23 protein-coding genes are annotated in these 25,242 nt (G+C 64.3%); 9 read left to right on the top strand and 14 right to left on the bottom strand.

What is annotated here, in order from left to right; translation table 11 throughout:
* Nucleotides 1-157: 157 nt before the first annotated feature.
* Nucleotides 158-1,366, top strand: a complete 1,209-nt coding sequence (locus D1012_RS19880; RefSeq protein ID WP_118155895.1) for an aminopeptidase P family protein — start codon at nucleotides 158-160, stop codon at nucleotides 1,364-1,366.
* Nucleotides 1,367-1,431: 65 nt separating this feature from the next.
* Here D1012_RS19880 and D1012_RS19875 read toward each other — a convergent pair whose 3' ends face one another.
* Nucleotides 1,432-1,686 (bottom strand): GlsB/YeaQ/YmgE family stress response membrane protein, encoded by a 255-nt coding sequence (locus D1012_RS19875; RefSeq protein ID WP_118155894.1) that lies wholly within the window; start codon nucleotides 1,684-1,686, stop codon nucleotides 1,432-1,434.
* A 185-nt stretch (nucleotides 1,687-1,871) separates the two neighbouring features.
* Here D1012_RS19875 and D1012_RS19870 point away from each other — a divergent pair, with 185 nt between their 5' ends.
* The 3 genes from D1012_RS19870 to D1012_RS19860 all read left to right on the top strand — a co-directional run bounded on the left by D1012_RS19870 (nucleotide 1,872) and on the right by D1012_RS19860 (nucleotide 5,977).
* On the top strand, nucleotides 1,872-4,040 hold the full coding sequence (locus D1012_RS19870) for an esterase-like activity of phytase family protein (RefSeq protein ID WP_118155868.1): 2,169 nt from the start codon (nucleotides 1,872-1,874) through the stop codon (nucleotides 4,038-4,040).
* Between the two features lie 151 nt (nucleotides 4,041-4,191).
* A complete protein-coding gene (locus tag D1012_RS19865) occupies nucleotides 4,192-5,016 on the top strand; it encodes a L,D-transpeptidase (RefSeq protein WP_233517207.1) in 825 nt (274 codons plus the stop codon).
* Nucleotides 5,017-5,092: 76 nt separating this feature from the next.
* Nucleotides 5,093-5,977 (top strand): DMT family transporter, encoded by an 885-nt coding sequence (locus D1012_RS19860; RefSeq protein WP_118155867.1) that lies wholly within the window; start codon nucleotides 5,093-5,095, stop codon nucleotides 5,975-5,977.
* 9 nt (nucleotides 5,978-5,986) lie between these two features.
* Here D1012_RS19860 and D1012_RS19855 read toward each other — a convergent pair whose 3' ends face one another.
* Nucleotides 5,987-6,328: a cupin domain-containing protein gene (locus D1012_RS19855; protein WP_118155892.1), complete on the bottom strand. Its 342-nt coding sequence runs from the start codon at nucleotides 6,326-6,328 to the stop codon at nucleotides 5,987-5,989.
* Nucleotides 6,329-6,519: 191 nt separating this feature from the next.
* On the opposite strand from D1012_RS19855, the gene panB reads away from it, so the two are divergent.
* Together panB and panC are read left to right on the top strand one after the other, a co-directional pair.
* A complete protein-coding gene (panB, locus tag D1012_RS19850; protein WP_118155891.1) occupies nucleotides 6,520-7,356 on the top strand; it encodes a 3-methyl-2-oxobutanoate hydroxymethyltransferase in 837 nt (278 codons plus the stop codon).
* Between the two features lie 2 nt (nucleotides 7,357-7,358).
* Nucleotides 7,359-8,198, top strand: coding sequence for a pantoate--beta-alanine ligase (gene panC, locus D1012_RS19845; protein WP_118155890.1), 840 nt, complete (start codon nucleotides 7,359-7,361; stop codon nucleotides 8,196-8,198).
* 35 nt (nucleotides 8,199-8,233) lie between these two features.
* Here the strand turns inward: panC and D1012_RS19840 are convergent, their stop codons facing one another.
* The 3 genes from D1012_RS19840 to D1012_RS19830 are packed head-to-tail and all read right to left on the bottom strand — an operon-like array spanning nucleotide 8,234 to nucleotide 10,799.
* A complete protein-coding gene (locus D1012_RS19840; RefSeq protein WP_118155866.1) occupies nucleotides 8,234-8,731 on the bottom strand; it encodes a flavin reductase family protein in 498 nt (165 codons plus the stop codon).
* Nucleotides 8,732-8,748: 17 nt separating this feature from the next.
* The gene (locus D1012_RS19835) at nucleotides 8,749-9,642 is read right to left on the bottom strand and encodes an aldo/keto reductase (protein ID WP_118155865.1); all 894 of its coding nucleotides are present in this window, start codon (nucleotides 9,640-9,642) and stop codon (nucleotides 8,749-8,751) included.
* Nucleotides 9,642-10,799 carry an LLM class flavin-dependent oxidoreductase gene (locus D1012_RS19830; RefSeq protein ID WP_118155864.1) on the bottom strand — a complete coding sequence of 386 codons (1,158 nt, stop codon included), beginning with the start codon at nucleotides 10,797-10,799 and terminating at the stop codon, nucleotides 9,642-9,644. The genes D1012_RS19835 and D1012_RS19830 overlap by 1 nt, the downstream gene beginning before the upstream one ends.
* Before the next feature lie 101 nt (nucleotides 10,800-10,900).
* Here D1012_RS19830 and D1012_RS19825 point away from each other — a divergent pair, with 101 nt between their 5' ends.
* From D1012_RS19825 to D1012_RS19815, 3 genes are all read left to right on the top strand, one after another.
* On the top strand, nucleotides 10,901-11,602 hold the full coding sequence (locus D1012_RS19825; protein WP_118155863.1) for a GntR family transcriptional regulator: 702 nt from the start codon (nucleotides 10,901-10,903) through the stop codon (nucleotides 11,600-11,602).
* 23 nt (nucleotides 11,603-11,625) lie between these two features.
* A complete protein-coding gene (locus D1012_RS19820) occupies nucleotides 11,626-12,753 on the top strand; it encodes a Gfo/Idh/MocA family protein (RefSeq protein WP_118155862.1) in 1,128 nt (375 codons plus the stop codon).
* 217 nt (nucleotides 12,754-12,970) lie between these two features.
* The gene (locus D1012_RS19815; RefSeq protein ID WP_118155861.1) at nucleotides 12,971-13,783 is read left to right on the top strand and encodes an aldo/keto reductase; all 813 of its coding nucleotides are present in this window, start codon (nucleotides 12,971-12,973) and stop codon (nucleotides 13,781-13,783) included.
* A 29-nt stretch (nucleotides 13,784-13,812) separates the two neighbouring features.
* Here the strand turns inward: D1012_RS19815 and cobA are convergent, their stop codons facing one another.
* The 9 genes from cobA to D1012_RS19770 all read right to left on the bottom strand — a co-directional run bounded on the left by cobA (nucleotide 13,813) and on the right by D1012_RS19770 (nucleotide 25,027).
* Nucleotides 13,813-14,643 (bottom strand): uroporphyrinogen-III C-methyltransferase, encoded by an 831-nt coding sequence (gene cobA / locus D1012_RS19810; protein ID WP_118155860.1) that lies wholly within the window; start codon nucleotides 14,641-14,643, stop codon nucleotides 13,813-13,815.
* A complete protein-coding gene (locus D1012_RS19805; protein ID WP_118155859.1) occupies nucleotides 14,640-17,237 on the bottom strand; it encodes a nitrate reductase in 2,598 nt (865 codons plus the stop codon). The genes cobA and D1012_RS19805 overlap by 4 nt, the downstream gene beginning before the upstream one ends.
* Nucleotides 17,234-17,569: a nitrite reductase small subunit NirD gene (gene nirD / locus D1012_RS19800; protein WP_118155858.1), complete on the bottom strand. Its 336-nt coding sequence runs from the start codon at nucleotides 17,567-17,569 to the stop codon at nucleotides 17,234-17,236. The genes D1012_RS19805 and nirD overlap by 4 nt, the downstream gene beginning before the upstream one ends.
* On the bottom strand, nucleotides 17,566-19,992 hold the full coding sequence (gene nirB / locus D1012_RS19795; protein WP_118155857.1) for a nitrite reductase large subunit NirB: 2,427 nt from the start codon (nucleotides 19,990-19,992) through the stop codon (nucleotides 17,566-17,568). Before nirB ends, nirD begins: the two co-directional genes overlap by 4 nt.
* A gap of 5 nt (nucleotides 19,993-19,997) precedes the next feature.
* Complete coding sequence (locus D1012_RS19790; RefSeq protein WP_233517206.1) at nucleotides 19,998-20,807, bottom strand: ABC transporter ATP-binding protein; 810 nt, start codon at nucleotides 20,805-20,807, stop codon at nucleotides 19,998-20,000.
* On the bottom strand, nucleotides 20,804-21,688 hold the full coding sequence (ntrB, locus tag D1012_RS19785; RefSeq protein WP_118155856.1) for a nitrate ABC transporter permease: 885 nt from the start codon (nucleotides 21,686-21,688) through the stop codon (nucleotides 20,804-20,806). Before ntrB ends, D1012_RS19790 begins: the two co-directional genes overlap by 4 nt.
* A 10-nt stretch (nucleotides 21,689-21,698) precedes the next feature.
* Entirely contained in the window at nucleotides 21,699-22,988 is a 1,290-nt protein-coding gene (locus tag D1012_RS19780; RefSeq protein ID WP_118155855.1) for a CmpA/NrtA family ABC transporter substrate-binding protein, read from the bottom strand.
* A 285-nt stretch (nucleotides 22,989-23,273) separates the two neighbouring features.
* Nucleotides 23,274-24,449 carry an ABC transporter substrate-binding protein gene (locus tag D1012_RS19775; protein WP_118155854.1) on the bottom strand — a complete coding sequence of 392 codons (1,176 nt, stop codon included), beginning with the start codon at nucleotides 24,447-24,449 and terminating at the stop codon, nucleotides 23,274-23,276.
* Complete coding sequence (locus D1012_RS19770; protein WP_118155853.1) at nucleotides 24,446-25,027, bottom strand: ANTAR domain-containing response regulator; 582 nt, start codon at nucleotides 25,025-25,027, stop codon at nucleotides 24,446-24,448. The genes D1012_RS19775 and D1012_RS19770 overlap by 4 nt, the downstream gene beginning before the upstream one ends.
* Between the last annotated feature and the right edge of the window lie 215 nt (nucleotides 25,028-25,242).

Genomic DNA, 25,242 nt, shown 5'->3' with positions numbered 1-25,242 from the left:
AGGCTGCGGCACGGCATGGTGACGCCGGGCCGTGGCGATGGCGTCGCCACAGGGGTTCCCCGCCGCCCGCGGTTTGCACCGCTTTCGTCCTGTACGCCGGGATCTTTCGGGGTTCCGGGCGCCATGTCCGGCCCCATGATCGAGGTCTGATATGGAACTGATCCGCCCTGAACAGTACCGTCTGCACAACGGCGACGCCAAAGATGCGCTGCCCTTTGCGGCAGAGGAATACGAAGACCGGCTGGCCGGTCTGCGCGACATCATGGAGCTGCACAGCCTTGACGCTGTGGTGCTGACCTCCATGCACAACGTCGCCTATTACTCCGGCTTTCTGTATTGCAGTTTTGGCCGACCCTATGCCTGTGTGGTGACCAAGACCGATTGCATCACGGTCAGCGCCGGGATTGATGCGGGCCAGCCGTGGCGGCGGTCGGTGGGCGACAACATCACCTATACCGACTGGACGCGGGATAACTTCTGGCGCGTCGTGGCCAGCATAACCGGCACCGGCAAGGCCATCGGCTGCGAGGCGGATCACCTGACGATGGAGCGGGCGGAAAAGCTGAACACCTTCCTGAAACCCAAGCGCGGGATGGATATCGCGCCCGCCACGATGCAGCAGCGGATGATGAAATCCCCGGCCGAGATTGCGCTGATCAAGCACGGGTCGAACGTGGCCGATGTCGGCGGCTATGCCATCCGCGAGGCGATTGCGGTGGGGGCGACCGAGCTGGAGATCAGCATCGCCGGGCGCGGTGCGATGGAACGCGAGATTGCAAAGCGCTTTCCCGATGCCGAATACCGCGACACTTGGGTCTGGTTCCAGTCAGGGCTGAACACCGATGGCGCGCACAACCCGGTGACCAGCCGCAAGCTGCGGCATGGCGATATCCTGTCGTTGAACTGCTTTCCGATGATCAGCGGCTATTACACCGCATTGGAACGTACTCTGTTTGTGGGTGAAGTGGATGATGCCAGCCTGACCGTGTGGCAGCACAATATTGCGGCGCATGAATACGGCATGACCCTGCTGCGCCCCGGTGCCTCCTGCGCCGAAATCACGGGCAAGATCAACGCGTTTCTGGCAGAACGCGACATGCTGCAATACCGCACCTTTGGCTATGGCCACAGTTTCGGCCTGCTGTCGCATTACTACGGGCGCGAGGCGGCGCTGGAACTGCGCGAGGATATCGACACCGTGCTGGAACCCGGCATGGTGATCAGCATGGAGCCAATGCTGACCATTCCGCATGGGGCACCCGGTGCGGGCGGGTATCGTGAGCATGATATTTTTGTCGTCACCGAAGATGCGCCCGAAAATATCACGCATTACCCTTATGGGCCGGAGTTCAACGTGGTCGGATAAACGGAAAAGGCCGGGGAGATTTCCCCGGCCTTTGCTTTGTCTGATGGTCTTGCCTCAGGCCGCGCTCAGGCGCGTTTGACCAAACGGATCAGGAACAGCAGAATGACTGCGCCCAACGTGGCCGCAACGATCGAGCCGAGGATGCCGCCGCCAAGGCCAAGGCCGATGCGGGGAAACAGAAAACCGGCAAACAGCGCGCCGACGATGCCGACAACGATATTGCCCAGAAGGCCGAAGCCATATCCTTTGACAATCTGACCAGCGAGCCAGCCTGCGATTGCACCGACGAGCAGAATGATAAGAAGTGCTTCAATAGCCATCATAGTCCCTTTCTGATGCCCCGCTTGCGGGGGCTATGGTCACAAACTCTTGTTCACGCCAAAAGGTTCCCGGCAAAATCCTGCCGATGCAAGAATTCGCACAGCTGCCATCTCAATGTCATCCTGCCGTGACCAAACCGGCCCAAGCCTCGCTCGGAATTCCCACGCGAACGAGGACCGATCCGATGCCGATCAAAACTCTTGGCCTTACCTCTGCTCTGGCTATCTTTGCCGCCTTTCCGGCGCTGGCCGAGACGAATTTCAACCGCATTGCCAGCTTTGCCACGCCGCTGAACATGGCGGAGGGCGAGGATCTTGCCCGCGAAACGAGCGCCGAGATCATCTCTGCCTCTGAAGATGGCATGACGCTGGTGTACACCGACAGCCCGCTGGGTGTGGTCGGTCTGGTTGACATCACCGACCCTCGCGCCCCGAAAGCCATGGGCAACATCGACGTGGGCGGCGAGCCCACCACCGCCGTTTTCATCGGCGACAAGATTTTCAGCGGTGTGAACACCAGCGAGAGCTATACCAATCCATCGGGCAAGCTGGTGACGATTGATCCCGCCACCCGGTCGATCACCGCCGAATGCGACATAGGCGGCCAGCCAGATTCGGTGGCCAAGGCCCCGGACGGGTCGTTCCTGGCGATTGCCATCGAGAATGAGCGTGACGAAGATCTGGGAGACGGCGGCTTGCCGCAGATGCCTGCGGGCTATGTGGTGAAACTGCCGGTGGTGGACGGCGTCGCCGATTGTGACGCACAGCTGCGCATCGAGATGACCGGCATGGCCGAAATCGGTGCCGAAGACCCCGAGCCGGAATATGTTGATGTGAACGCAGCGGGCGAGATTGTCGTCACGCTGCAGGAAAACAACCATCTGGTGGTGATCGGGGCCGATGGCACCGTGACCAACCACTTCAACGCGGGTGAGGTCGAGGTTTCCGGCATCGACACCAAGCGCGATGGCCGGCTGGATTTCACCGCCACCAAGGGCGCTGTCCCGCGTGAACCCGATGCGATTGCCTGGATCGACGGCGACCATTTTGCCACCGCAAACGAGGGCGACTGGAAGGGCGGCACGCGCACCTGGTCGATCTTTCACAAGGATGGCACGCTGGTCTGGGACTCGGGCAACACGCTGGAGCGCGCGATTGCCGAAATCGGCCATTACCCCGAACACCGCAGCCATACCAAGGGCGTGGAGCTGGAATCGGTCAAGTTTGACACATTCGGCGGCGTGCCGATGGCCTTTGTCGCCTCGGAGCGTGGGTCGATCATCGCGGTCTATGACCTGACCGATCCGACCAGCCCGGTGCTGAAACAGCTGCTGCCCTCGGGCGTGTCGCCCGAAGGCATCGCGACCATTCCGGCGCGCAACCTGCTGATCACCGCCAATGAGGTGGACCTGCGCGAAGACGGCCTCGCCCCCGCCCATGTCATGCTTTACGAGCTGACCGAGGCCCCTGCCGCCTATCCGATGCTGACTAGCGCAGGTTCTGATCCGCTGATCGGCTGGGGCGCGCTGTCCGGTCTGACCGCAGGCACCGAACCCGGTCAGCTTTATGCCGTGTCGGACAGCGTGTATGGCGCGATGCCGCGCATCTACACCATTGATGCCACGCAAACGCCGGCACGGATCACCGCAGCCCTCGACATCACCCGTGGTGGTGACGCGGCGCAGAAGCTGGACCTCGAAGGCATCGCGCCGGATGGCAAGGGCGGGTTCTGGCTGGCCTCGGAAGGGCGCAGCGACCGGCTGATCCCGCATGCGATCTATAATGTGAACGACAAGGGCGAGATCAAACAGGAAATCGCCCTGCCTGCCGAGCTGCTGGCGCATGAAATCCGCTTTGGGTTCGAAGGCATCACGGTGGCCGGTGACTGGCTGTGGATGGCCGTGCAGCGCGAATGGAAAGACGACCCGAAGGGCATGGTCAAACTGCTGGCCTATAACACCGCCGAAAAAGCTTGGGGCGCGGTGCACTATCCGCTCGACACCCCGGCCGAAGGCGCGTGGATGGGTCTGTCGGAAATCACCCTGCACGGCGACTGGGTCTACATTGTCGAACGTGACAACCAGATCGCGGGCAAGGCGCAGACCAAAAAGCTGTACCGCGTTCCCGCAGCCGAAATGCAGCCCGCCGAACTGGGCGGCACCCTGCCGGTGGTGACCAAGGAACTGGTCCGCGACTTCCTGCCCGACCTGGCGGTGCTGAACGGCTATACCATGGACAAGGTCGAAGGTTTTGCCATCGACGCTGCCGGGACCGGCTGGGTGGTGACCGACAATGACGGCGTGGACGACTCGTCGGGCGAGACGCTGTTCTGGTCGATCGGCGCTGTGAACTGACCGAAAAGGCAGCTGCCCCGGCGTTGCCTTGGACGTGACGATCACAATTGCGCAACGAAACACCGATCCGGACAGGAAAACCTGTCCGGGTCTTTCCGTTTTGCAAATTGGCATGTTAGGTAACAAACGACTCGCATTATCAAGGCTTCCAATGTCTTTTGATCCTCTCAGCCGCCGCAGCTTTCTTGCCATGTCCGGCTTTGCCGCCCTTTCCGCCTGTGCGCCCGCTGCACCCGGATCGGTTCAGCCCGCCCCCTCGGCCGGTTTTTTGCCCGGCTATGGCCCGATCTTTGACAGCGGCTATACCTTGCCCGGCATTCCCGGCCACTACACCCAAAGCCCGAATCGCCGGATCACCGGGCAGTATCTGGGCGAGCAGGCAGTGGGCACGATTGATGTCGATCCCTATTCAAAGTTTCTGTACTTTGTGCGCGAAGGCAGCAATTCGGTGCGCTACCCCGTCGGCGTGGGCCGGGCCGGGCTGGCCTTTGCCGGCAATGGCACGATCCAGCTGAAGCGGAAATGGCCGGGCTGGACGCCGACGCAGAACATGATCCGCCGCGAGCCCGAAGTGTACGGCCCGTTTGCCAAGGGCATTCCGGGCGGCTTGCGCAGCCCGTTGGGGGCGCGGGCGCTGTATCTGTACAAGGGTGGGCGCGACACCTATTTCCGCATCCACGGCACCAATGACATGGAATCCATCGGCAATTCCGGGTCTGCGGGTTGTATCCGCATGTTCAATCAGGACATTATCGACCTGTTCGAACTGGTGCCGATCGGCGCTCCGGTCCATGTCCGCACCGAGGCCGAGGCGTTGCGGGTAGACCCCGAGAATTTTGGCCGTGGCACTGATCTGCCGTCGCGGACCGTGGACCCTGAACTGATCTACGGCCCCGACGCCAATACGCAAGAGCCGGTGTTTGACGACCCGCGTGACGGCATGGCGGCCACCGGCGGCGATAACGTTCCCCTCTAAGATCCTGCGCCGCCTTTGACATCTGATCAAAGGCGGCCTCTTCCCTTTCCCTGCGGCCCCGGCAATAGTCCGCCGCATGACATCTTCCCGCCCCCTCTGGCTGATCGCCGCACCTGCCGTGTTTCTGATCCTGTGGTCAGCGGGCTTTGCCGTGGCAAAGCTGGGGCTGAACCATGCCGAACCGATGACCATTCTGGCCCTGCGCTACTGCCTTGTGCTGGTGGTGCTGCTGCCCTTTGTCATCGCCCTGCGTCCGCCAATGCCCGCCACCCTGCGCGGCTGGCTGGATGTGGCGGTGGTCGGCTTTCTGATTCAGGTGGGCTATTTCGGCCTGTGCTATCTGGCGTTCAAATCCGGGGTGTCGGCGGCGGGCGTGGCGATTGTGGTTTGCCTGCAGCCCATTCTGGTCGCGCTGATCGCCCCGCGCTTTGTTGGCGAAGTGGTCAGCCGACGCGCCTGGGCTGGTCTGGGACTGGGGTTGGCGGGGGCTTTGGTCGTGATCCTTGCCCGCGCGCAGGTGCAGGCCGAAAACCCGTGGGGCCTGCTGCTGGCGGTCGGCGGCTTGTTCGGCATCACCGCTGGCACGCTGTATGAAAAGCGGTTCGGCGTCAGCCAGCATCCTGTCACCTCGAACATGATCCAATATGCGGTGGGCGCAGCGTTTACCTTGCCGATCGCGCTGCTGACAGAAAGCCAGAACATTTCCTGGGATGCCGAGTTCATTGCGGTGATGGCCTATCTGGTGATCGGCAATTCGCTGCTGGCGATGTCGCTGCTGCTGGCGATGATCCGGGTGGGCGAGGTCAGCCGGGTGTCTGCGCTGTTCTATCTGGTGCCCGCCATGTCGGCGCTGTTCGCCTGGCCGCTGCTGGGCGAGGCGATGCCGTTGATGGCCTGGCTGGGGATGGGCCTTGCGGGCGCGGGCGTGGCCATGGTTAGCCGCAAGGCCAAGCCTGCCTGAACACAGCGGTCAGGCCCGGATGACATAATCCTTCAGCGTGGTTTCCACCACTTCCCAGACTCCGGCAAAGCCGGGGCGGATGATGACACTGTCCCCCGCGCGCAGATGCGTCACCGACCCGTCGTCGCCGGTCAGGATCGAATGGCCGGACAGGATATGCACATATTCCCACTCGGCATAGGACACCCGCCATGCGCCGGGGGTGGATTGCCACATGCCGCAATAGAGGCCATCGACATCCTCGATGTTCCAGGTGGTATGGACCGGATCGCCCGAGACCACCTTGGCGGGGTCGGGCCGTTCCTCTTCAGCTGGGGTGGCATCACGGGTGACGGGTTGGATCAGCGACATAGCGGCCTCCGGGCTTTTGCTGCCGCCATGGGGCACAGCCGCCCCGGCCCCGTCAAGTCCGCGACAGATCCGGCCCGCCAGATGTGCCGCAGTGCGGCGCAATATTCTTGCGCATCCCGGCGGGGTCATGCACTTATGTCGGGCAGTTTATGGACGCCCGGAGACTGGGCCGTCACAGGCAGGAGACGATCATGAGCGCCACCACCCCCGTCCGCCCGGTTCTGCCGCCCGATATCAAGGCCCGCAAGGGCGGCCAGCCAATGGTGATGCTGACGGCCTATACCACGCCGATGGCGCGATTGGTGGACCCGCATTGCGATATGGCGCTGGTGGGCGACTCGCTGGGCATGGTGCTGCATGGCTTGCCCTCGACCGTGGGCGTGACGATGGAAATGATGATCCTGCACGGCCGCTCGGTCGTGCGCGGGCTGTCCAAGGCGATGGCGGTCATCGACATGCCATTTGGCAGCTATGAGGAAAGCCCGCAGCAGGCGTTCCGCAATGCCGCCCGGCTGATGGCCGAGACTGGCGCGCCAAGCGTCAAGCTGGAGGGTGGCGCGCATATGGCCGAGACCATCGCCTTTCTGACCGCGCGCGGGGTGCCGGTGATGGCCCATATCGGGCTGACGCCGCAATCGGTGAACACCCTTGGCGGCTACAAGGTGGTGGGCCGCGACGATGAGGCGGCCAAAGTGATGGCCGATGCCAAGGCGTGCGAGGCTGCAGGGGCCTTTGCCATCGTGCTGGAAAAGGTGCCGCAGGGCCTGACCGGGCAGATCACGGCGGCGCTGAGCATCCCCACGATCGGCATCGGGGCAGGGGCGGACTGTGACGGACAGGTTCTGGTGATCGACGACATGCTGGGCCTGTTCACCGATTTCCGCCCCAAGTTTGTCAAGCGCTATGCCGAACTGGGCAAGCTGGCCGATGCCGCCATCGCCACCTATGCCGGCGAAGTGCGCGCGCGGGCGTTTCCGGGGCCGGAACATGCCTTTGCCGATGTGCTGCCCGTGAAAGCCAAATCGTGACCCTGCCGGTCATTGTCCGCACCGTTGCCGATCTGCGCGCTCATACCCGTGCCTGGCGGGCGGCGGGCGAGGTGATCGGCGTCGTGCCCACCATGGGCGCTTTGCATGACGGCCACCTGAGCCTTGCGCGCGCCGCGAGGCGCGACTGCGACCGGGTGATCACCACGATTTTCGTCAACCCGATGCAGTTCAACAACCCCGACGATCTGCTGAAATACCCCCGCACGGAAGAGGCCGACGCCGCTTTGCTCGCGACGGTCCCCGTTGATCTGATCTTTGCCCCCGCCCCCGAAGAGGTCTACCCCGAGGGGTTCAAGACCGTGGTATCCGTCGCGGGCGTCTCGGAACCGCTGGAGGGGCGGATGCGCCCCGGCCATTTCGATGGCGTGGCGACGGTGGTGACCAAGCTGTTTGGCATGACCCTGGCCGACCGGGGCTATTTTGGCCAAAAGGACTGGCAGCAGTTGCAGGTGGTGCTGCGGCTGGTGCGCGACCTGAACATGGCGGTGCAGATCGTCGGCTGTGAAACCATCCGTGAGGCGGACGGGCTGGCGATGTCGTCGCGCAATGTGCGGCTGACCGCTGCGGGGCGGGCGAAAGCCGGGGTGCTTTACGCCGCGATCACCGCAGCGGCCGAGGATATCCGCGCCGGGCAATCCGACCGGATGGCGATCCGTGAGGCAGCCGAGGCGATCCGTGCCGCGGGGTTCGAGCGGGTGGAATACATCGAGCTGCGCGATGCCGCCACGCTGATGCCATCAGACGATCCCGCCAGCCCGCGCCGGATGCTGGCAGCGGTCTGGCTGGATGGCGTGCGGCTGATCGACAATATCCCGGTCTGACCAACACCGACGCGCACCGGCAAAAACCTGCGCGCTCACACCCCGTCGGTGAAACGACCGTAGGCCCCTTGCGAAAACACCAGCGGCGCGCCGTCGCGGTAGGCGGCGCGCAGAACGCGCCCCACCACGATCAGGTGATCTCCGCCGTCATGGGTGGCGTGTTGCGCGCAATCGAACCGGGCCAGCGCGCCATGGATCACCGGCACACCTTCGGCAGTCACCTCATGGCTCAGCCCGTGAAAGCCCTCTCCGCCACGCCCGAAACGGGGTAGCCAGCCGGTATGAGCGGCATCCAGCACGTGAATCGCATACTGCTGCGCCTGCGCGAAGTGCGCGAAACGGCTGGAGGCTTTTGCCGGCGACCACAACACCAGCGCCGGATCCAGCGACACGGCGGCAAAGCTGTTGGCGGTGAACCCCATCGGCCCATCCGGGGTGGCGCAGGTCACCACCGTAACGCCCGTGGCGAACCGCCCCAGCGCATCGCGAAACGCGCGCGGGTTGTCCTCTGGCGTGAACTGCATTTCCGTCATCAAAGCTCCATCGGCCACTAAGGCACCTCATGTCCCATGGCATGGGTATAGAGCTCGAACCAGGTCTGACGATCCATTTCGACACGACAGGCATCGGAAAGTTTTTTAATCCGGTCAAGGCTGTTGGTCCCCATCACCGGAATGATCCGCGCCGGGTGCCGCAACAACCAGGCCACCGCCACCGCCGACCAGTCGGCGCCCTGCTCGGCCCCGACCCGGTGCAGCGCATCGCGCAGGCGCAGATCGGCGCCAGACAGCAGGCTGCCCCCGGCCAGCGGGCTCCAGGCCATCAGCGGCTGGCCGTGGCGCTGGTGAAAGGCGATGTCGCCGTTGGTAAAGGCGGTATGCGCGCTCAGGCTGACCTCGATCTGGTTGGTGACCAGCGGGCTTTTCATCGCGGATTGCAGCAACTCAAAGTCCCACGGGCGGAAATTCGAGACGCCGACCGACAGCACCTTGCCACTCGCCACCAGCCCATCCAGCGCCGCCCCGGTTTCCTGCGCGTCGATCAGCGGATCGGGACGGTGGATGAGCAACAGATCAATCCGGTCGGTCGCCATGTCGCGCAACGAGGCTTCGACGCTGGCGGTGATATGGGCGGCGGAGGTGTCGTAATACTTGACCCGCGCCGCCGCATGCCGACCCGCAGGGGCCACGATATCGCATTTGGTGACAATCTCGATCTGGTCGCGCAGCGCCGGGGCAGCCCGCAAAGCCATGCCAAAGATCGCCTCGGCGGTATAGCCGCCGTAAATATCGGCCTGATCCATGGTGGTGATGCCTTGGGCAAGGCACGCCTCGACCTTGGCCTGCACATGGGCGGGCGAGGTGTCGGCATCATCGCCCAGACGCCACATGCCATAGACCAGACGCGAGAGAGAGACTTCGGGCGAAAGGGTGATCTTTTCCATCAGCGGCGGGGTCCGTTTCCTAAAGGGGTGGCCGGGGTGCTGGCGGGCACGCGGCCATATTCATGCGGCAAAGAACAGGTTTTCAGTTCTGGCAGTACCTTTGTGCCGAAATGGTCACATTCCTCAAGATGAGGATAGCCCGAAAAGATAAAGGCGCGGATGCCCATGTTTCGGTATTCCTCGATCTGGCTCAGCACCTGATCGGTAGAACCGACCAGCGCCGCCCCACAGCCCGACCGCGCCCGGCCGATGCCGGTCCACAGATGGCGTTCGGTATAGCCGAACTGATCGGCCAGTTCGCGCGCCCGCGCCTGATGCGCGACGCCCAGGCTGATGGAATCATGCGCCCGGTCGCGGATCAGCTTGCCGTATTCGTCATTCAGCTTGCTGGCGATATGCTCGGCATAGTCCCGCGCCTCGGCCTCGGTGTCGCGTACGATCATGTGCACGCGCAAGCCGTAATCCAGCGTCCGGCCATGGGCGGCGGCGCGGGCATGTACATCGCGCATCCGCTGCGCCAGCTGATCTTTGGTTTCGGGCCACATCAGATAGACATCGCACTGCGCACCACAAAGTTCCAGCGCATCAGGGGAATAGCCGCCGAAATACAGCAAGGGCCCGCCATTCTGCTGCCAGGGCCGGGCCGGGTCGGCGCTGATCTTGCTGATCTGATAGATCTCGCCCGCGTAGTCGATATGGTCCTGCGTCCAGGCCTGCCGCAGAATTTCCACCACCTCATGACTGCGCTTGTAGCGATAGGCGCTGGGGGCGACTTCGCCGGGGAAATCCGAGCTGATGACATTCAGCGTCAGCCGCCCTTGCAGCATATGGTCCAGCGTGGCCACGGTGCGGGCCAGCATCACCGGCTGCATCTCGCCGCAGCGGATCGCGGCAAGGAAGTTGATCTTGTCGGTGATCGGCGCGCAGCCCGCGACAAAGGACAGCGTATCCTGCCCGACCTGATACGACGACGGGCACAGGATGTTGCGAAAGCCATGGGCTTCGGCGCGCTTGACGATGCCCGAACAATGCGCCCAGCTGGAGCGCAGGGCCGGATCGGGCACACCAAGATACTCATAGTCATCCGAGCACAGGGCCGCGAACCAGCTGACCTCGCTGGCATCAAGATCGGCCGAGGTGACGGGCACCACTGTCATGACGTTTCCTCCCTGAAATCCCGTGCAAGAGACTCAACTTTTCCCTTGCGTAGCATCAGAAATTCTATAGATCAATCCTGTATCAATTCACGGCACAGCTTATGTCTTCCCCCGGCGCCCTGCCCTTGTATCTTCAGATCAGCGAGCTGTTGATCCGCGACATCGCGGCAGGGCGGCTGATCGACGGCGAACGCCTGCCGCCCGAGCGCGAGATGGCGGCGGGGCTGGGGATTGCGGTGGGCACCTTGCGGCAGGCACTGCAGGCGCTGGCTGCCAAGGGGCTGGTGGAGCGCAAGCAGGGATCTGGCAATTACATCCGCGCCAAGGCCGATCCGTCATCGGTTTATGCGCTGCTGCGGATCGAACTGTTATCGGGGGGTGGTTTGCCGACGGCGCAGGTGCTGTCCGTGGACCGGCTGGCAAAAGACCCTAAACTGCCCGCCTTTGGCACCAGTGCCGAGGGTCACCGCATCCGCCGCCTGCGTTTTCTGTCGGGCGTGATGGCCGCGGTCGAGGAGATCTGGCTGGATGGCGCGCTGGCCGAGCGGATCGCCCCCGAAGACCTGTCGGAATCGCTGTATTTCTACTACCGCCAGCGCCTGAACCTGTGGATCACCCGGGCCGAAGACCGGGTCGGTCTTGGCCCCCTGCCCAACTGGGCTCCGTCAGAGTTTCCGCACGCGCCCGGCACGCCACTGCCGATGATCACCCGCATCGCACGGGGACAGGACGGCCAGTCGGCCGAAGCGTCCTTCACCTGGTATGACCCTGACCGCGTGGCCTATGTGGCCCGCCTGAAATGAGGCCAGTTTGAAATGAGATCAGTATGGACCTGAGATACGGCATCATCGGCTGTGGCATGATGGGGCAAGAGCATCTGCGCAACATCGCCCTGACCCCTGGCGCAAGCGTGGCGGCGATCTTTGAGCCGGACCCTGCGATGCGGGCGCGGGCGGCAGAGCTGGCACCGGGCGCGGTGATGCTGGACAGCGTGGCCGAGGTGGTGGCGCATGGTGCGGTGAACTGCCTGCTGATCGTGTCGCCCAACCACATGCATCTGGCGCAACTGGAACAGATCGCCGCGATCCGCCCGCTGCCGATCCTGTGCGAAAAGCCGCTGTTCACCGACCCAGCCGAGGCCCCGCGTCTGGCGGCGCTGCGTGCGGCCTACCCCGCGCCGATCTGGGTGGCGATGGAGTATCGCTATATGCCGCCCGTCGCGCATCTGATTGCGCAAGCGCAGACGGCGACCGGCGGCATCAAGATGCTGACCATCCGCGAGCATCGCTTTCCGTTTCTGGCGAAAGTCGGCGACTGGAACCGCTTTAACCACAACACGGGCGGGACGCTGGTGGAGAAATGCTGTCATTTCTTTGACCTGATGCGCCTGATCGCCGGCTGCGACCCGGTGCGGGTGATGGCGAGCGCAGGGCAGGCGGTGAACCATCTGGAAGAGCGCTATGACGGCCAGACCCCGGATATCTGGGACAATGCCTATGTGATTGTGGAGTTCGCGAACGGCCTGCGCGCGATGCTGGAGCTGTGCATGTTCGCCGAAGGGGCGCGCTATCAGGAGGAAATCTCGGCAGTGGGCCCGCTGGGCAAGATCGAATGTCTGGTGCCCGGACCGGGCCGGTTCTGGCCCGCGCATCTGGGCGCGGCCCCGGTGCCGCAGGTGATCGTCAGCCCGCGCGACCCGAAGGGTCCGCAGGTGCTGGAGGTTCCGGTGGACCCGGCGCTGCTGGCGGCGGGCGATCACAACGGCAGCACCTTTTATCAGCATCAGGGCTTTGCCCGCGTGGTGCGCGGCGCGCAGGCGGTGGAGGTCAGCCTGCTGGATGGCTGGTGGGCCGTCGCCATCGGCATGGCGGCGCAGGAAAGTGCCGCGACCGGGCAGGTCGTAGACCTGACCCGCGCGCCCTATGCGCCACCTGCCGGGATCGGCCAAAGGTGATCTGATTGCGCCCCCGCGAAGGGCGGGGGCAAGCCGTTTGCTGCGGGGGGCTCCGCCCCCGTCGCGCGGCGACAGCGCCTGTGGCGGACCGCCCGCACGCACGCGCGACTCCCCCGGAGTATTTGGGAAAGCTGCAAAGCATGGCGGTCGGCCAGTTCTTGCTTGCATCCCCCCCCCGAAATCTGTTCCCTGCGGCCCAGACCTGCGGGAGACGACGATGGCGGTGGTAAAGCTGAATGATGGCAACCGGATTCCGGCGCTGGGGTTGGGAATCTGGCAGATTCCGGCGGACAAGACCGGCGGCATCGTGTCTTCGGCCTTGCGCATGGGCTATGCTCTGGTGGACGGTGCCGCGGTCTATGGCAATGAGGCGGGCTTGGGCGAAGGGCTGCGCCAGTCCGGCCTGGCGCGGGATCAGGTGTTTGTCACCACGAAGATCTGGAATGACCGTCAGGGCCATGACGAGACCCTGCGCGCCTTTGGCGAGTCAGTGGCGCGGCTGGGGCTGGAGCCGGATTTGCTGCTGATCCATTGGCCCTGCCCGCAAAAGGGTCTGTATCTGGACACCTGGCGCGCGATGATCCGGCTGCGCGAAGAGGGGCGGGTGAAATCCATCGGCGTGTCGAATTTCATGGGCGACCATCTGGAACGGCTGATCGGTGAGACCGGCGTAACGCCGGTGCTGAACCAGATCGAGCTGCATCCGGGTTTGCAGCAGGTCGAATTGCGCGCTTTGCATGACCGGCTGGGGATTGTCACCCAGAGCTGGACGCCGCTGGGCAAGGGGCAGGCGTTTGACGCCGCCCCGGTGCAGGCGGTGGCGACCCGCAGTGGCAAGACGCCGGCGCAGGTGATCTTGCGTTGGCATATCCAGCTGGGCTGTTCGGTGATCCCGCGCAGCACCAATGCGGGGCGGCTGGCGCAAAATCTGGATGTCTGCGATTTCAGCCTGACCGAAGACGAAATGGCAGCCATGGCGACACTGGACGCGGGCCTGCGCAGCGGACCAGACCCGCGAGTGTTCAGCTAGGGATGCGGTGGATCGCGGCCAGTTCCTTGCTATGGCGCGGGTAACGCGGTGGCGGAGACGGACCGGGCGGCAAAGCTGATCCCGCCCGGTTGCGGTTCTGGCGGTTTCGCCAGTTCGATCAGGATCACCGCCGGATTGCGGACGTTTGCCGCCTCACAATCCTGCCAAAGCTGCGCGACTGTGGTGGCCAGGCTGCGTTCATTCGCGCGCGAAACATTGGTGGCGACGGTCACCGGCTGATCCGGCGCGACTCCGGCGGCGATCAGCTGATCAGACAGCGCCCGAAGCTGAGTCATCGCCATGTAAAACACCAGCGAGGTGCCGGGCCGGGCGATTTCGCCGATCTGCGACGTCATTTCGCCGGTGCAGCAGGTGGCGGTCGCCAGCACCACACGATCCGTCACCCCGCGCTGGGTCAGCGGTTGGCACAGGCTGGCGGCGGCAGCAGAGGCGGCGGTCACCCCCGGAATGATCTCGATCTCGATTCCATGCGCGCGGGCGGCGGCGATTTCTTCGGCAGCCCGGCCAAAAACCGACGGATCGCCGGATTTCAGCCGCACCACCTGCTTGCCCTGCAAGGCGGCCGCCACGATGGTCGCGTCGATCCGTGCTTGCGGCCAGCTGTGCGCGCCCACCTCTTTGCCGACAAAGACGCAGGCGGCACCGGGACGGGCAAAGGCCAGCACCTCCGGCTCCACCAGCCGGTCATAGTAGATGACATCGGCCTGCTGAAGGCAGCGGACCGCCCGCAGCGTCAGATGGTCTGCCGCGCCGGGACCGGCCCCGACCAGTGTGATGCGACCGCGCTGCCCGGCTTCAGGGCAGGGCAGAATGGTTGCTGGGTTCTGAAGATAGCTCATTCGGCGGCCTCGCGGTGGCTGTGACGGGCGACAAGGGCGGCAAGTTCGGGGCGGCAGGAGCCGCAATTGGTGCCAGCGCCAATTGCGGCGCCGATGGCGTCAACGGTCATCAGCCCGTCGCTGCTCATGGCGCGCAGAATGGTGTTGAGCCCGACATTCAGACAGGCACAGACCGTTGGCCCCGGGTCGGGACGGTCTGCTGCCGGACGGCCCGCCAGAACTGCGGTGTCGGTGCCGCCAAGGGCAGAGGCCAGATGCGCGCGCGACAACAGCACTGGCGTGCGCGAGATGAAGAGCGCTGCGATGAGGCGGCCCTGCTCGACAAAGGCCATGCGGTGCAGCCCCTGCGCCGGGTCAGACACCATGGCCGAAGGCGCGGGCAGCCCGAACAGGGTGGCCCCCCATGCCGCCCAATCCTCGGGCTCCTCCTGCCCTGCCAGTTCCAGCTGCACCCCGCCTGCCACCGGGCCTTTGGCCCAATAGTCACAGGTGGGCCGCAGGTCTTTGCGCGACAGAGCAAAGCCATACCACCGGGCGGCAAAGGGCCGGATGGCGACGGCCGCGGATTTACTGGCGGGCTGGCCGGAGACAGGGTCTGTCCGCCCCGGCACCAGCGCATCAATGCGGCCCGTTGGTGCCGTCTCGCCCGTCCAGTGCATCGGCGCAAAGGGGTGGCCGGGCTGCACCCGGTCGCTGATCATCACCCGCAGCACAGAGCGGCCAAGATCGTTGCTGACCTCGGCGAGCGAGGCCGGGGCGAGACCCAGACGCGCGGCATCTGTCGGATGAACTTCCAGATACGGCTCTCCCAGATGCTGTGACAGGCGCGGGACGGTGCCGGTGCGGGTCATCGTGTGCCACTGGTCGCGCACCCGCCCGGTGTTGAGCCGGAACGGCTGCGCGGCGGGGGTGACCTCTGGCAGCCGGGCAGTGACCGGCACCATCCGGGCGCGGCCATCGGGGGTGTGAAAGCGTCCATCGCCAAAGAACCTGCCGCCCCGCTTGCGCGCTTGCGGCCACATGGTCGGGGCAAGGGTGGCGTAATCCGCCCCGACCAGAACCGAGATGTCAAAATCGCTGCCCAGCCCCCCGGCCACGCCGGACAGGGCGGCGTATTCGTCAAAGAGCGCACTGGGGCCATCCCAGTCAAAGCCGGCAAACCCCATGCGCTGCGCCACCTGTGCCAGCTGCCACCAGTCTGCCCGCGCCTGCCCCGGCGGCGCGGCAAAGGCGCGTTGACGGCTGATCATGCGTTCGGAATTGGTGACGGTGCCATCCTTTTCGCCCCAGCCCGCAGTGGGCAACAGCACATGTGCCAGTCGTGCGGTATCCGTTGTGGGCCAGATGTCACTGACCACCACGAAATCGCAGCCCGCAATGGCACGGGCCACGCGGTCGGCGTCGGGCATGGTGACGGCGGGGTTGGTGTGCAGAATCCACAGCGCCTTGATCCGCCCGTCTTCCACCGCGCGGAACATGTCCACCGCTTTCAGGCCGGGTTTATCGGCCATGGTGGGCGACGACCAGAAGCTCTGTACCGCATCGCGGTGGATGGGATTCTCAAGATCCAGATGGCAGGCCAGCATATTGGCCAGCCCCCCGACCTCCCGCCCGCCCATGGCATTGGGCTGACCAGTCACCGAAAACGGCCCCATGCCGGAGCGACCGATGCGCCCGGTGGCAAGGTGGCAATTGAGGATGGCGTTCACCTTGTCGGTGCCGCTGTCAGATTGATTGACCCCTTGGGAATAGACCGTGACGACACGCTCTGTCCCGGCCCAGAGCGCCAGAAACGCGGCCAGATCGGCCGCTGCCAGCCCGGTCTCGGCGGCGGTGGCGCTGCGGGCGGCGGCGAGGGTTGCCTCCAGCCCGGAGACATGAGCGAGGAAATCCGCCGACATCTGACCCTGATCGGCAAGGTGGCACAAAAGCAGGTTGAACAGATGCGCATCCGCCCCCGGTGCCAGTGCAAGGTGCAGGTCTGCCCCTTCGCAAGTGGCCGTGCGGCGCGGGTCGATCACGACGATCTTCAGCGCAGGCCGCGCCGCCTTTGCCGCCATCAGGCGCTGGTGCAACACCGGGTGGCACCAGGCCAGATTGCTGCCGACCAGCACCACCAGATCGGCCAGTTCCAGATCTTCGTACTGCCCCGGTACGGTATCCGACCCGAATGCGCGGCGATGTCCCGCCACGGATGACGCCATGCACAACCGGCTGTTGGTGTCGATATTGGCGCTGCCGATGAAGCCTTTCATCAGCTTGTTGGCGACATAGTAATCTTCGGTCAGCAACTGGCCCGAGACATAGAGTGCCACTGAATCCGGCCCGTGTGCTGCGATGGTTTGCGAAAACCGCGCTGCCACTTCGTCCAGCGCGCTGTTCCATGTGGCTTCCTGCCCCCGGATTGTCGGTGACAGCAGGCGCCCCCCGGTCGACAGGGTTTCGCCCAAGGCCGCCCCTTTGACGCACAACCGGCCCCGGTTGGCTGGGTGATCCGGGTCGCCCTTGATCTGGACGCTGCCCTTGCCATCCGGCGTGGCGATCACGCCGCAGCCGACACCGCAATAGGGGCAGGTGCTGCGCACCCCGGTCATGCGGCACTGCGCCGGGCAAGGCGGGTTACGTCCAGCAGCACGCGCCCCGCTTCCAGCCGTACCGGATAGGTTTGCACCGCGCCCTCATCCGCGCCCTGCGCCTGCCCGGTGTTCATGTCGAACACCCAGGCGTGCAGCGGGCAGGTCACCGATGTGCCATGCACGATCCCTTCGGACAGCGGCCCGCCCTTGTGGGGGCAGCGATCCTCCAGCGCGAACAGCTGATCTTCGGCGGTGCGGAAGACCGCAATACAGCCGATCATGGTTTTCACCACCCGCGCGCCCTGACGCGGAATGTCATCCAAGGCGGCGATGTCCAGAAACGCTGTCATTCTGCGGCCCTCAGGGTCAGGTCTGCAATCGGGGCCCAGTCTGCCGGCGTTGCGGCAAGTTCTGCCCATGGATCGGTCTGATATATCGACTGCGACAGCATGAAGCGGTCATACAGCGCGCGGCGGTTGGCCGGGTCTTCAACTTGCGCGCGGCACCAGTCGAGGCCCACCCGTGCCACCCATTTGTAGATGCGGTGCAGATAGCGGGCATTCTCGCGGTAGAGCTGGGTGAAGGCGGCGATCACCTCCATCACCTCGGCCTCGGTGGTGACCTTGCACAGGAACTCGGTCTCGCGCACATCCATGCCCGCCGCCCCCGCCACGCTGATCTCATAGCCCGAGTCCACGCAGACCACGCCGATATCCTTGCAGGTGGCTTCCGCGCAGTTGCGCGGGCAGCCCGAGACGCCAAGTTTCACCTTGGCGGGAGTCCAAGAGCCCCAGAGCAGTTTCTCCAGCTTGATCCCCAGCCCAGTGCTGTCCTGGGTGCCAAAGCGGCAGAAGTCTGTCCCGACACAGGTTTTCACCGTGCGCAGACCCTTGGCATAGGCATGGCCAGACACCATCCCGGCGGCGTTCAGGTCCGACCAGATTGCCGGAAGGTCTGCCTTTTTGACGCCCAGCAGGTCGATCCGCTGGCCGCCGGTCACCTTGACCATCGGCACGGCGTAGCGGTCGGCGGCGTCGGCAATGGCGCGCAACTCAGCCGGGGTGGTCACCCCGCCCCACATGCGCGGCACCACCGAATAGGTGCCATCCTTCTGGATGTTGCCATGGTTGCGCTCGTTTACAAAGCGCGACTGGCGGTCATCGGTATACTCAAGCGGCCAGTCGGCGATCAGGTAGTAGTTCAGCGCCGGACGGCAGGACGCGCAGCCGCCGACGGTTTTCCAGCCCAACTCCTGCATCACGGCGGGAATGGATTTCAGCCCTATCGACTTGATCAGTCTGCGCACATCCTCATGCGTGTGATCGGTGCATTTGCACATCGGTGGGTTGGCGTTGGCACTGAAACTGTCGCCCAGCGTCAGCGCCATCACCTGTTCCACGAGGCCGGTGCAGGTGCCGCAGCTGGCACTGGCTTTGGTGGCCATCCGCACCATGTCCAGCGTGTTGGCCCCGCCTTGAATCGCGGTCACGATTTTTCCTTTGCAGACGCCGTTGCAGCCACAAATCTCCGCCTCAGGCGGCAAGGCTGCAACGGCTGCCAGAGGGTCCGTTTGGGCACCTCCCTGAAACGCCGGGCCAAAAATCAGCGTGTCGCGAAGATCGGTCACGGACTTGCCCTGCTTGATCAGGTCAAAGAACCACGCCGCATCGGCGGTATCACCATACATCACCGCCCCGATCAGCTGATCCCCTTCGAGGATCAAGCGCTTGTAGACTCCGCGCCCCGGATCGCGAAACACGATATCCTCGCGCCCCGGCGCATCGGCAAAGTCGCCCGCGCTGAACAGGTCAACGCCGGTGACCTTCAGCTTGGTCGCTGTCTGCACGGGTTTGAAGGCCGCGTCCTGCCCCAGCAGCGTCGCCGCCAACACCTTGGCCTGATCATAGAGCGGCGCGACAAGGCCAAAGAGCTGCTTTTCATGCTCCACACATTCGCCCAGCGCGAAGATTGCCGGGTCAGAGGTGCGCATCTGGTCATCGACCGTGATGCCGCGCGCGACCTCCAGATGCGCGTCATTGGCCAGACGCACCTCGGGCCGGATGCCGACGGCCATGCAGACCAGATCGGCGGGATAGACGGTGCCATCTTCCAGCAGCACCGCCTCCACCCGGGCTGAGCCCAGAATGGCCTTGGTGGCCCCTTTGCAATGCACCCGGATACCCCGGCTTTCGAGATCCTTTTGCAGCAGGTATCCGGCAGCGGGGTCCAGCTGACGCTCCATCAGATGGCCCATCAGGTGAATGACCACCACCTCGGCCCCGCGCGCGGCCATGCCGGCTGCCGCCTCCAGCCCCAGAAGACCGCCGCCGATCACCACGGCGCGTGCCCCCGGTTTGCTGGCGGCGATCATCGCGTTGGTGTCTTCCAGATCGCGATAGGTGCAGACGCCCGGCAGATCTTTGCCCGGCACCGGAATGATGAACGGGGAGGATCCGGTCGCAATCACCAGCGCGTCATAGGGCACGCCGCCTGCGTTGGAATAAACGATCCGGTTGGCGCGGTCGATCTTGACCACCACCTCGCCAAAGCGGCAATCGACACCGTGTGCCTCATACCATTCCGCATCGTGGGTCACGATTTGCGCGTAGGTCTTCTCCCCAGACAGCACCGGCGACAGCATCAGCCGGTTGTAGTTGCCGCGCGCCTCAGCGTTGAACAGGGTGACATCGAAATCGCCGCCCGCCTCAAAGATCGTCTCCAGCATCCGGCCCGAGGCCATGCCTGCGCCGATCACCACAAGTCGTTGTTTCATATCGGTTACTCCGCCGCTTCGACGAAGCGGTGACGTTCATACAGGAACCGCAGCACCGCTTCGCGGGCGCGGACGTAGTCGGGTTGGCTGGCCAGCGCGATGCGGTCGCGCGGGCGGGGGATGCCAACCTCCAGCACCTCACCGATCGTTGCCGCCGGGCCGTTGGTCATCATCACGATGCGGTCGGCCAGCAGCACGGCCTCATCCACATCATGGGTGATCATGATCATGGTGTTGCCAAGGCGGGCGTGGATATCCATCACCGCATCCTGCAGATGCGCCCGAGTCAGCGCGTCCAGCGCGCCAAAGGGTTCATCCAAGAGCAGCACTTTTGGCTCCATCGACAGCGCCCGCGCGATGCCGACGCGCTGCCGCATCCCACCCGAGATCTCGCCCGGCCGCTTGTCGGCGGCATGGGTCATCTGCACCAGATCAAGGTTCTGCATGATCCAGTCATGCCGTTGGGCCCGCGACTTGGTGCCGGAAAACACCTTGTTCACCGCCAGCTTCACGTTGTCATACACGCTCAGCCAGGGCAGCAGGCTGTGGTTCTGGAACACCACGGCGCGTTCCGGCCCCGGCGCGTTGACCTCGCGCCCTTCCAGCTTCAGCGCTCCGGTGGTCACGTCGGTCAGCCCGGCGATCAGGTTCAGCAAAGTGGACTTTCCGCAGCCGGAATGGCCAATGATCGAGACAAATTCGCCCTTGTCGATGGTCAGGCGGATATCAGACAGAACCTCGGTGACCTTGGACCCGTTGGTAAAGGATTTGCAGACCCGGTCGATGTGCAGGTATTTTGCGGGTGCCATGGTCATGTCGCTGTCCCCCGTGAGATGACGGCGCCAAGCCAGCCCACCATACGGTCCAGCACAAAGCCGGTCACTCCGATGTAGATCAGCGCCACGATGATGTCGGTCAGGCGTGACGAATTCCACGCATCCCAGATGAAGAACCCGATGCCCACCCCGCCGGTCAGCATCTCGGCGGCAACGATGGCCAGCCAGGACAGGCCAACCCCGATGCGCAGGCCGGAAAAGATGTAGGGTGCAGCAGAGGGCACCATGATCTTCCAGAAGAACTCCACCTGATTGAGCCGCAAGACAGCGGCCACATTGCGGTAATCCTGCGGAATGGCCCGGACCCCGGCGGCGGTGTTGATGATGATCGGCCAGATCGCGGTGATGAAGATCACAAAGATCGCGCTCGGGCGGCTGTCCATGAAAGCCGCCAGCGAAATCGGCAGCCAGGCCAGGGGCGGCACTGTGCGCAGCACCTGAAAGATCGGATCAAACCCGCGCATCATCAGCGCTGATTGACCGATGACTGCCCCCATCAGCACCCCGGCAATCGCTGCAAGGCCAAAGCCGTAAGCCACACGCTCCAGCGAGGTAAGCACGCGCCAGCCAAGACCGATGTCCTGCGAGCCGTAGACAAAGAACGGGTCGAGGATCAGCTCGCTGCTTTCGGCCCAGACCTTGGTGGGGGTCGGCAACCCGGCAGTGGGGCCGGAAAAGGCGATCTGCCAGATCGCCAGCAGCACGAGCAGCACCACCAGTGGCGGCAGCACCGATGAGACCACCCATGCCACGGACTTCTGCAGCCATTGCCCCGATCTGGCGGCAACCGGCAGCGGCACCACCTGTGCCGGGGCTTGCTTGACCGGTGGCGGGGCTTTTTTCAACGCGACGACAGACATGCCCACCCCCTTACACCATGGCCTTGATCGACTGGCTGTCGAGATAGGACTCCGGGTTAGCCGGATCGAAGGTCTTGCCGTCAAAGAACGTCTCTACCCCACGGCTGTCGCCAAAGCTGCTGGTGTCGATCTCCAGGCCCTTTGCCGCCTGCAGCCACAGGTCGCTGCGGTTGGTGGCATCCACGGTGGCCTTGGTGTCCAGATCGCCGGGGAAATAGCCCCACCGCTTGTTTTCGGTGATGAACCACGCATCCAGCGATTTCCACGGGAACGAGGTGGCCCCACCCCGCCAGAATTTCATGGCGAGGGCGGGGTCCGATGCGGTGCGGCCGTTGCCATAATTTACCTCTCCCTTGATGCGGCCGATGATGTCGCCCACCGGCACGTTGTACCATTGTCGGCGGCCGATGATTTCGGCCATCTCATCCTTGTTGGCGGCGTCTTCGCACCAGATCTGCGCCTCCATCACCGCCATCATCAGGGCAAGGGTGGCGTTGGGGTTCGCATCGACCCATTCGGCGCGCATGCCCAGCACCTTTTCGGGGTGGTTGGCCCAGACCTCGCCGGTGGTGGCGGCGGTAAAGCCGATGCCCTGATTAACCAGCTGTTCATTCCACGGCTCGCCCACACAAAAGGCCTCCATGTTGCCAACCTTCATGTTCGCCACCATCTGCGGCGGCGGCACCACGATCAGGTCAACATCCTTGGTCGGATCAATCCCGCCCGCCGCCAGCCAGTAGCGCATCCACAGATCATGGGTGCCACCGGGGAAGGTCATGGCGACCGGAATTTCCTGACCGGCGGCGCGCTTGGCGGCAAAGACCTCGCGCAAGGGGGCGCTGTCCAGTCCGACACCGGTCTCGGCATAGGGCTGTGCGACGGACAGGCCCTGACAATCCTCGTTCAGGTTCAGCAGCGTATACATCGGCAGCGGCTGGTTGTTCTGCATCACCTTGCCGGTCGCATACAGATGCACCTTGGGGCGCAGGATATGGCCGCCGTCAATTCCGCCCGATGCCGAGCCAAGCGCCATGTTGTCGCGCGTGGCCCCCCAGCTGGCCTGCTTTTCCACCTTCACATCCGGCATGCCATGTTTGGCGTAAAAGCCCTTTTCAAACGCGATGATCAGCGGCGCGGAATCGGTCAGCGCGATATAGCCCAGCGTGCAGCCGGTCACTTCGGGCGTGGGCGTCGCGGCCCATGCGCCACCGGGCAAGGCAAGGCGCACAGCGGCTGCGGTGGCAGCAACGCTGACGGCGGATTTCAGAAAGCTGCGGCGATTGGGCTGGATCAGGGTCATATGGCGTGTCCTCTGGCAAAGGCCGGGCCGGCGGCTGCGCGGCGGGCTTGGGCTGAACGGCAAAAAGCCACCTCGATCACTGCCTCGGACGAGAGGACAGGATGGGTGGCGGCGTTGCCATTTGGGGGGACCGCATCTTTGCGGAAAACGTGCAGGTCAAAAGCGCCATTGCTTTCGTCCTGATCTCAGGATGTGCCGTCGCGCGGGCGCTGGTCAAGTGCTGCATCGCAGTATCGCGGTTGCAGCATATCATTTGCGCAAGACCCGCAAGCCTTGCTCAAAACTTCAGCGCGGCGCAAAGGCCAGATCAAAGGTTTCGCCGTCAAAAAAGGCGTCAGGGGCCAGAATCATCTGTCCCTTTTCCGAAGCCACCGCGGTCGGATGTGCCATTGCCCCCTCGATCCGGGCCGAAGCGCCGGGCAGATCTGCCCCGGCGCTGCGCAGGTGCTGACGGTACAGGTCAGTGCGGAAACACTCGGTCGCCTGCTCCATCGCGCGGGCAACGTCCAGCCCGTGCACCCCTGCAATCCGCCGCGCCAAAAGGGCGGCCAGACTGCGCCAGGGAAAGTTCACCGCCCCGTCGTGAAACCGGATGAAGCCCGGAAATTGCCGGACCTCCCCCGACGCGCTGACATGCAATCGGCCCAGCAGGCCGCGCTCCGTCAGTTCCGGTGGCAGGTTCAGATACTCGGGCCGCGACAGGATCTCCGCCGCTGTCCCGCGATTGTCAGGCCGGTCGAGCCAGCGGCAAGCCCGCCAGACCGCGCGCATCAAACGCCCGGTTTCTTCGGGCCGAGCCTCGGTAAAGTTGCGCGTCAGCACCAGCCCCTTTTCCGGCGGCGAGGCCCAGATCGCCCGCCCGGCCAGCAAAAGCGCTCCCACCCCGGTTTCCACCGCATAAGAGGCCCAGGGCTCGCCGACACAGAACGCATCCACTTCACCCGCTGCCAGCGCGTCGGCCATCAAGGGTGGCGGTACGGTATGGATCGTAACCCCGGCGGCCAGATCGGTGCCGTCCAGCCAACGCCGCACCAGTTCGGCCTGCGTCGAGAACGGAAACGGCACCCCCACCCGCAACTGGCCTTTGGTCACGGCCATCAGCGCATCCCGCGCGGCGACAGGATCATCAAAGCCAAACCCGTGCCCCTGCCCGCGCATCGCATCGGCTAGCGCCGCGCTGACCGCAATCGCCTGCCCGCCCACAGACAGCATCATCACCAGATCAAACCGGGGATAATCAGGGCCAAGCCCAAGCGTTTGCGCAATCGGCAGCGGCACCAGCATATGGGCCGCATCAATTGTGCCCATGCCCAGCAAATCCCGGCTTTGCGCCCAGCTTTGCACCCGGATCAGGTCAAGGGCCAGCCCCTCCTCTGCCGCAAAGCCAAGCTCCTGCGCCACGATCAGCGGCGCGGCATCGGTCAGCGGCACATAGCCAAGGCGCAGCGTCGTCAGGCTCATGTCAGCAGCCCCGCCGCCATCACCAGTTGCTGCGCAATGTCGGCCACGCGGCGTTTCTGATCCATCGCCGTCTTGCGCAGCAGCGCATAGGCGGCCTCTTCGTCAATCCCGCGCGCCTTCATCAGAATGGCCTTGGCGCGGTCGATGATCTTGCGATCCTCCAGCGCGGCTTTGGTGGCGGCCAGTTCGGCGCGCATCTTCTGAAACATGTGAAACCGCGCGATGGCGGCATCCAGCACCGGCTTGATCCGTTCCGGCTGCAACCCGTCCACCACATAGGCCGATACACCCGCCTCGATCGCGGCACGGGTCAGTTGTTCATCCGACCGGTCAACAAACATCGCAACGGGCCGTTCCATCGGGCCGGAGACCAGCGCCAGCTCTTCCAGCACATCGCGTGACGGGTCGGCCACGTCGATCAGCACGATATCCGGCTTTTGCTCGGCAATCCGTCGCGCCAGGCCGGTTTCTTCGGAAATGACCGTGATGGCATGATCACCCGATGCCATGAGGCCATCGACAATGCGCAAAGCGCGCTCCCGGTCGCGCTCGACAACGATGATGGAAAGCCGTGCCATGTCTCAACTCCGTCACAGCGAAAAGCAGTCGGAGCCAGCATCTGTGCAATGCAAGACTTGGGCAAATGCCTTCTGATCGCAGCTTTCGTCTGCATTTTACGCAAAGCTCAGCCGAGCGCCTGCTATTTAATCAATTCCGACACAGCGCAGCCCTACGGACCGCCACGCCCCACCAAAAAAGGGCCGCAGGATTCCTCCTGCGGCCAGTTGCCTGA

This window comes from Pseudotabrizicola alkalilacus, from assembly GCF_003443995.1.
Classification (GTDB): Bacteria; Pseudomonadota; Alphaproteobacteria; order Rhodobacterales; family Rhodobacteraceae; genus Pseudotabrizicola; species Pseudotabrizicola alkalilacus.
This window is presented reverse-complemented; position numbering and strand designations above follow the sequence as displayed.

Excerpts from the sequence above, each read along its gene's own strand:
- D1012_RS19875 (WP_118155894.1), bottom strand. The coding sequence starts at position 1,686 with ATGGCTATTGAAGCACTTCTTATCATTCTGCTCGTCGGTGCAATCGCA.
- D1012_RS19870 (WP_118155868.1), top strand. The coding sequence starts at position 1,872 with ATGCCGATCAAAACTCTTGGCCTTACCTCTGCTCTGGCTATCTTTGCC.
- D1012_RS19865 (WP_233517207.1), top strand. The coding sequence starts at position 4,192 with ATGTCTTTTGATCCTCTCAGCCGCCGCAGCTTTCTTGCCATGTCCGGC.
- D1012_RS19860 (WP_118155867.1), top strand. The coding sequence starts at position 5,093 with ATGACATCTTCCCGCCCCCTCTGGCTGATCGCCGCACCTGCCGTGTTT.
- D1012_RS19855 (WP_118155892.1), bottom strand. The coding sequence starts at position 6,328 with ATGTCGCTGATCCAACCCGTCACCCGTGATGCCACCCCAGCTGAAGAG.
- panB (WP_118155891.1), top strand. The coding sequence starts at position 6,520 with ATGAGCGCCACCACCCCCGTCCGCCCGGTTCTGCCGCCCGATATCAAG.
- D1012_RS19840 (WP_118155866.1), bottom strand. The coding sequence starts at position 8,731 with ATGACGGAAATGCAGTTCACGCCAGAGGACAACCCGCGCGCGTTTCGC.
- D1012_RS19835 (WP_118155865.1), bottom strand. The coding sequence starts at position 9,642 with ATGGAAAAGATCACCCTTTCGCCCGAAGTCTCTCTCTCGCGTCTGGTC.
- D1012_RS19830 (WP_118155864.1), bottom strand. The coding sequence starts at position 10,799 with ATGACAGTGGTGCCCGTCACCTCGGCCGATCTTGATGCCAGCGAGGTC.
- D1012_RS19825 (WP_118155863.1), top strand. The coding sequence starts at position 10,901 with ATGTCTTCCCCCGGCGCCCTGCCCTTGTATCTTCAGATCAGCGAGCTG.
- D1012_RS19820 (WP_118155862.1), top strand. The coding sequence starts at position 11,626 with ATGGACCTGAGATACGGCATCATCGGCTGTGGCATGATGGGGCAAGAG.
- D1012_RS19815 (WP_118155861.1), top strand. The coding sequence starts at position 12,971 with ATGGCGGTGGTAAAGCTGAATGATGGCAACCGGATTCCGGCGCTGGGG.
- cobA (WP_118155860.1), bottom strand. The coding sequence starts at position 14,643 with ATGAGCTATCTTCAGAACCCAGCAACCATTCTGCCCTGCCCTGAAGCC.
- D1012_RS19805 (WP_118155859.1), bottom strand. The coding sequence starts at position 17,237 with ATGACCGGGGTGCGCAGCACCTGCCCCTATTGCGGTGTCGGCTGCGGC.
- nirD (WP_118155858.1), bottom strand. The coding sequence starts at position 17,569 with ATGACAGCGTTTCTGGACATCGCCGCCTTGGATGACATTCCGCGTCAG.
- nirB (WP_118155857.1), bottom strand. The coding sequence starts at position 19,992 with ATGAAACAACGACTTGTGGTGATCGGCGCAGGCATGGCCTCGGGCCGG.
- D1012_RS19790 (WP_233517206.1), bottom strand. The coding sequence starts at position 20,807 with ATGACCATGGCACCCGCAAAATACCTGCACATCGACCGGGTCTGCAAA.
- ntrB (WP_118155856.1), bottom strand. The coding sequence starts at position 21,688 with ATGTCTGTCGTCGCGTTGAAAAAAGCCCCGCCACCGGTCAAGCAAGCC.
- D1012_RS19780 (WP_118155855.1), bottom strand. The coding sequence starts at position 22,988 with ATGACCCTGATCCAGCCCAATCGCCGCAGCTTTCTGAAATCCGCCGTC.
- D1012_RS19775 (WP_118155854.1), bottom strand. The coding sequence starts at position 24,449 with ATGAGCCTGACGACGCTGCGCCTTGGCTATGTGCCGCTGACCGATGCC.
- D1012_RS19770 (WP_118155853.1), bottom strand. The coding sequence starts at position 25,027 with ATGGCACGGCTTTCCATCATCGTTGTCGAGCGCGACCGGGAGCGCGCT.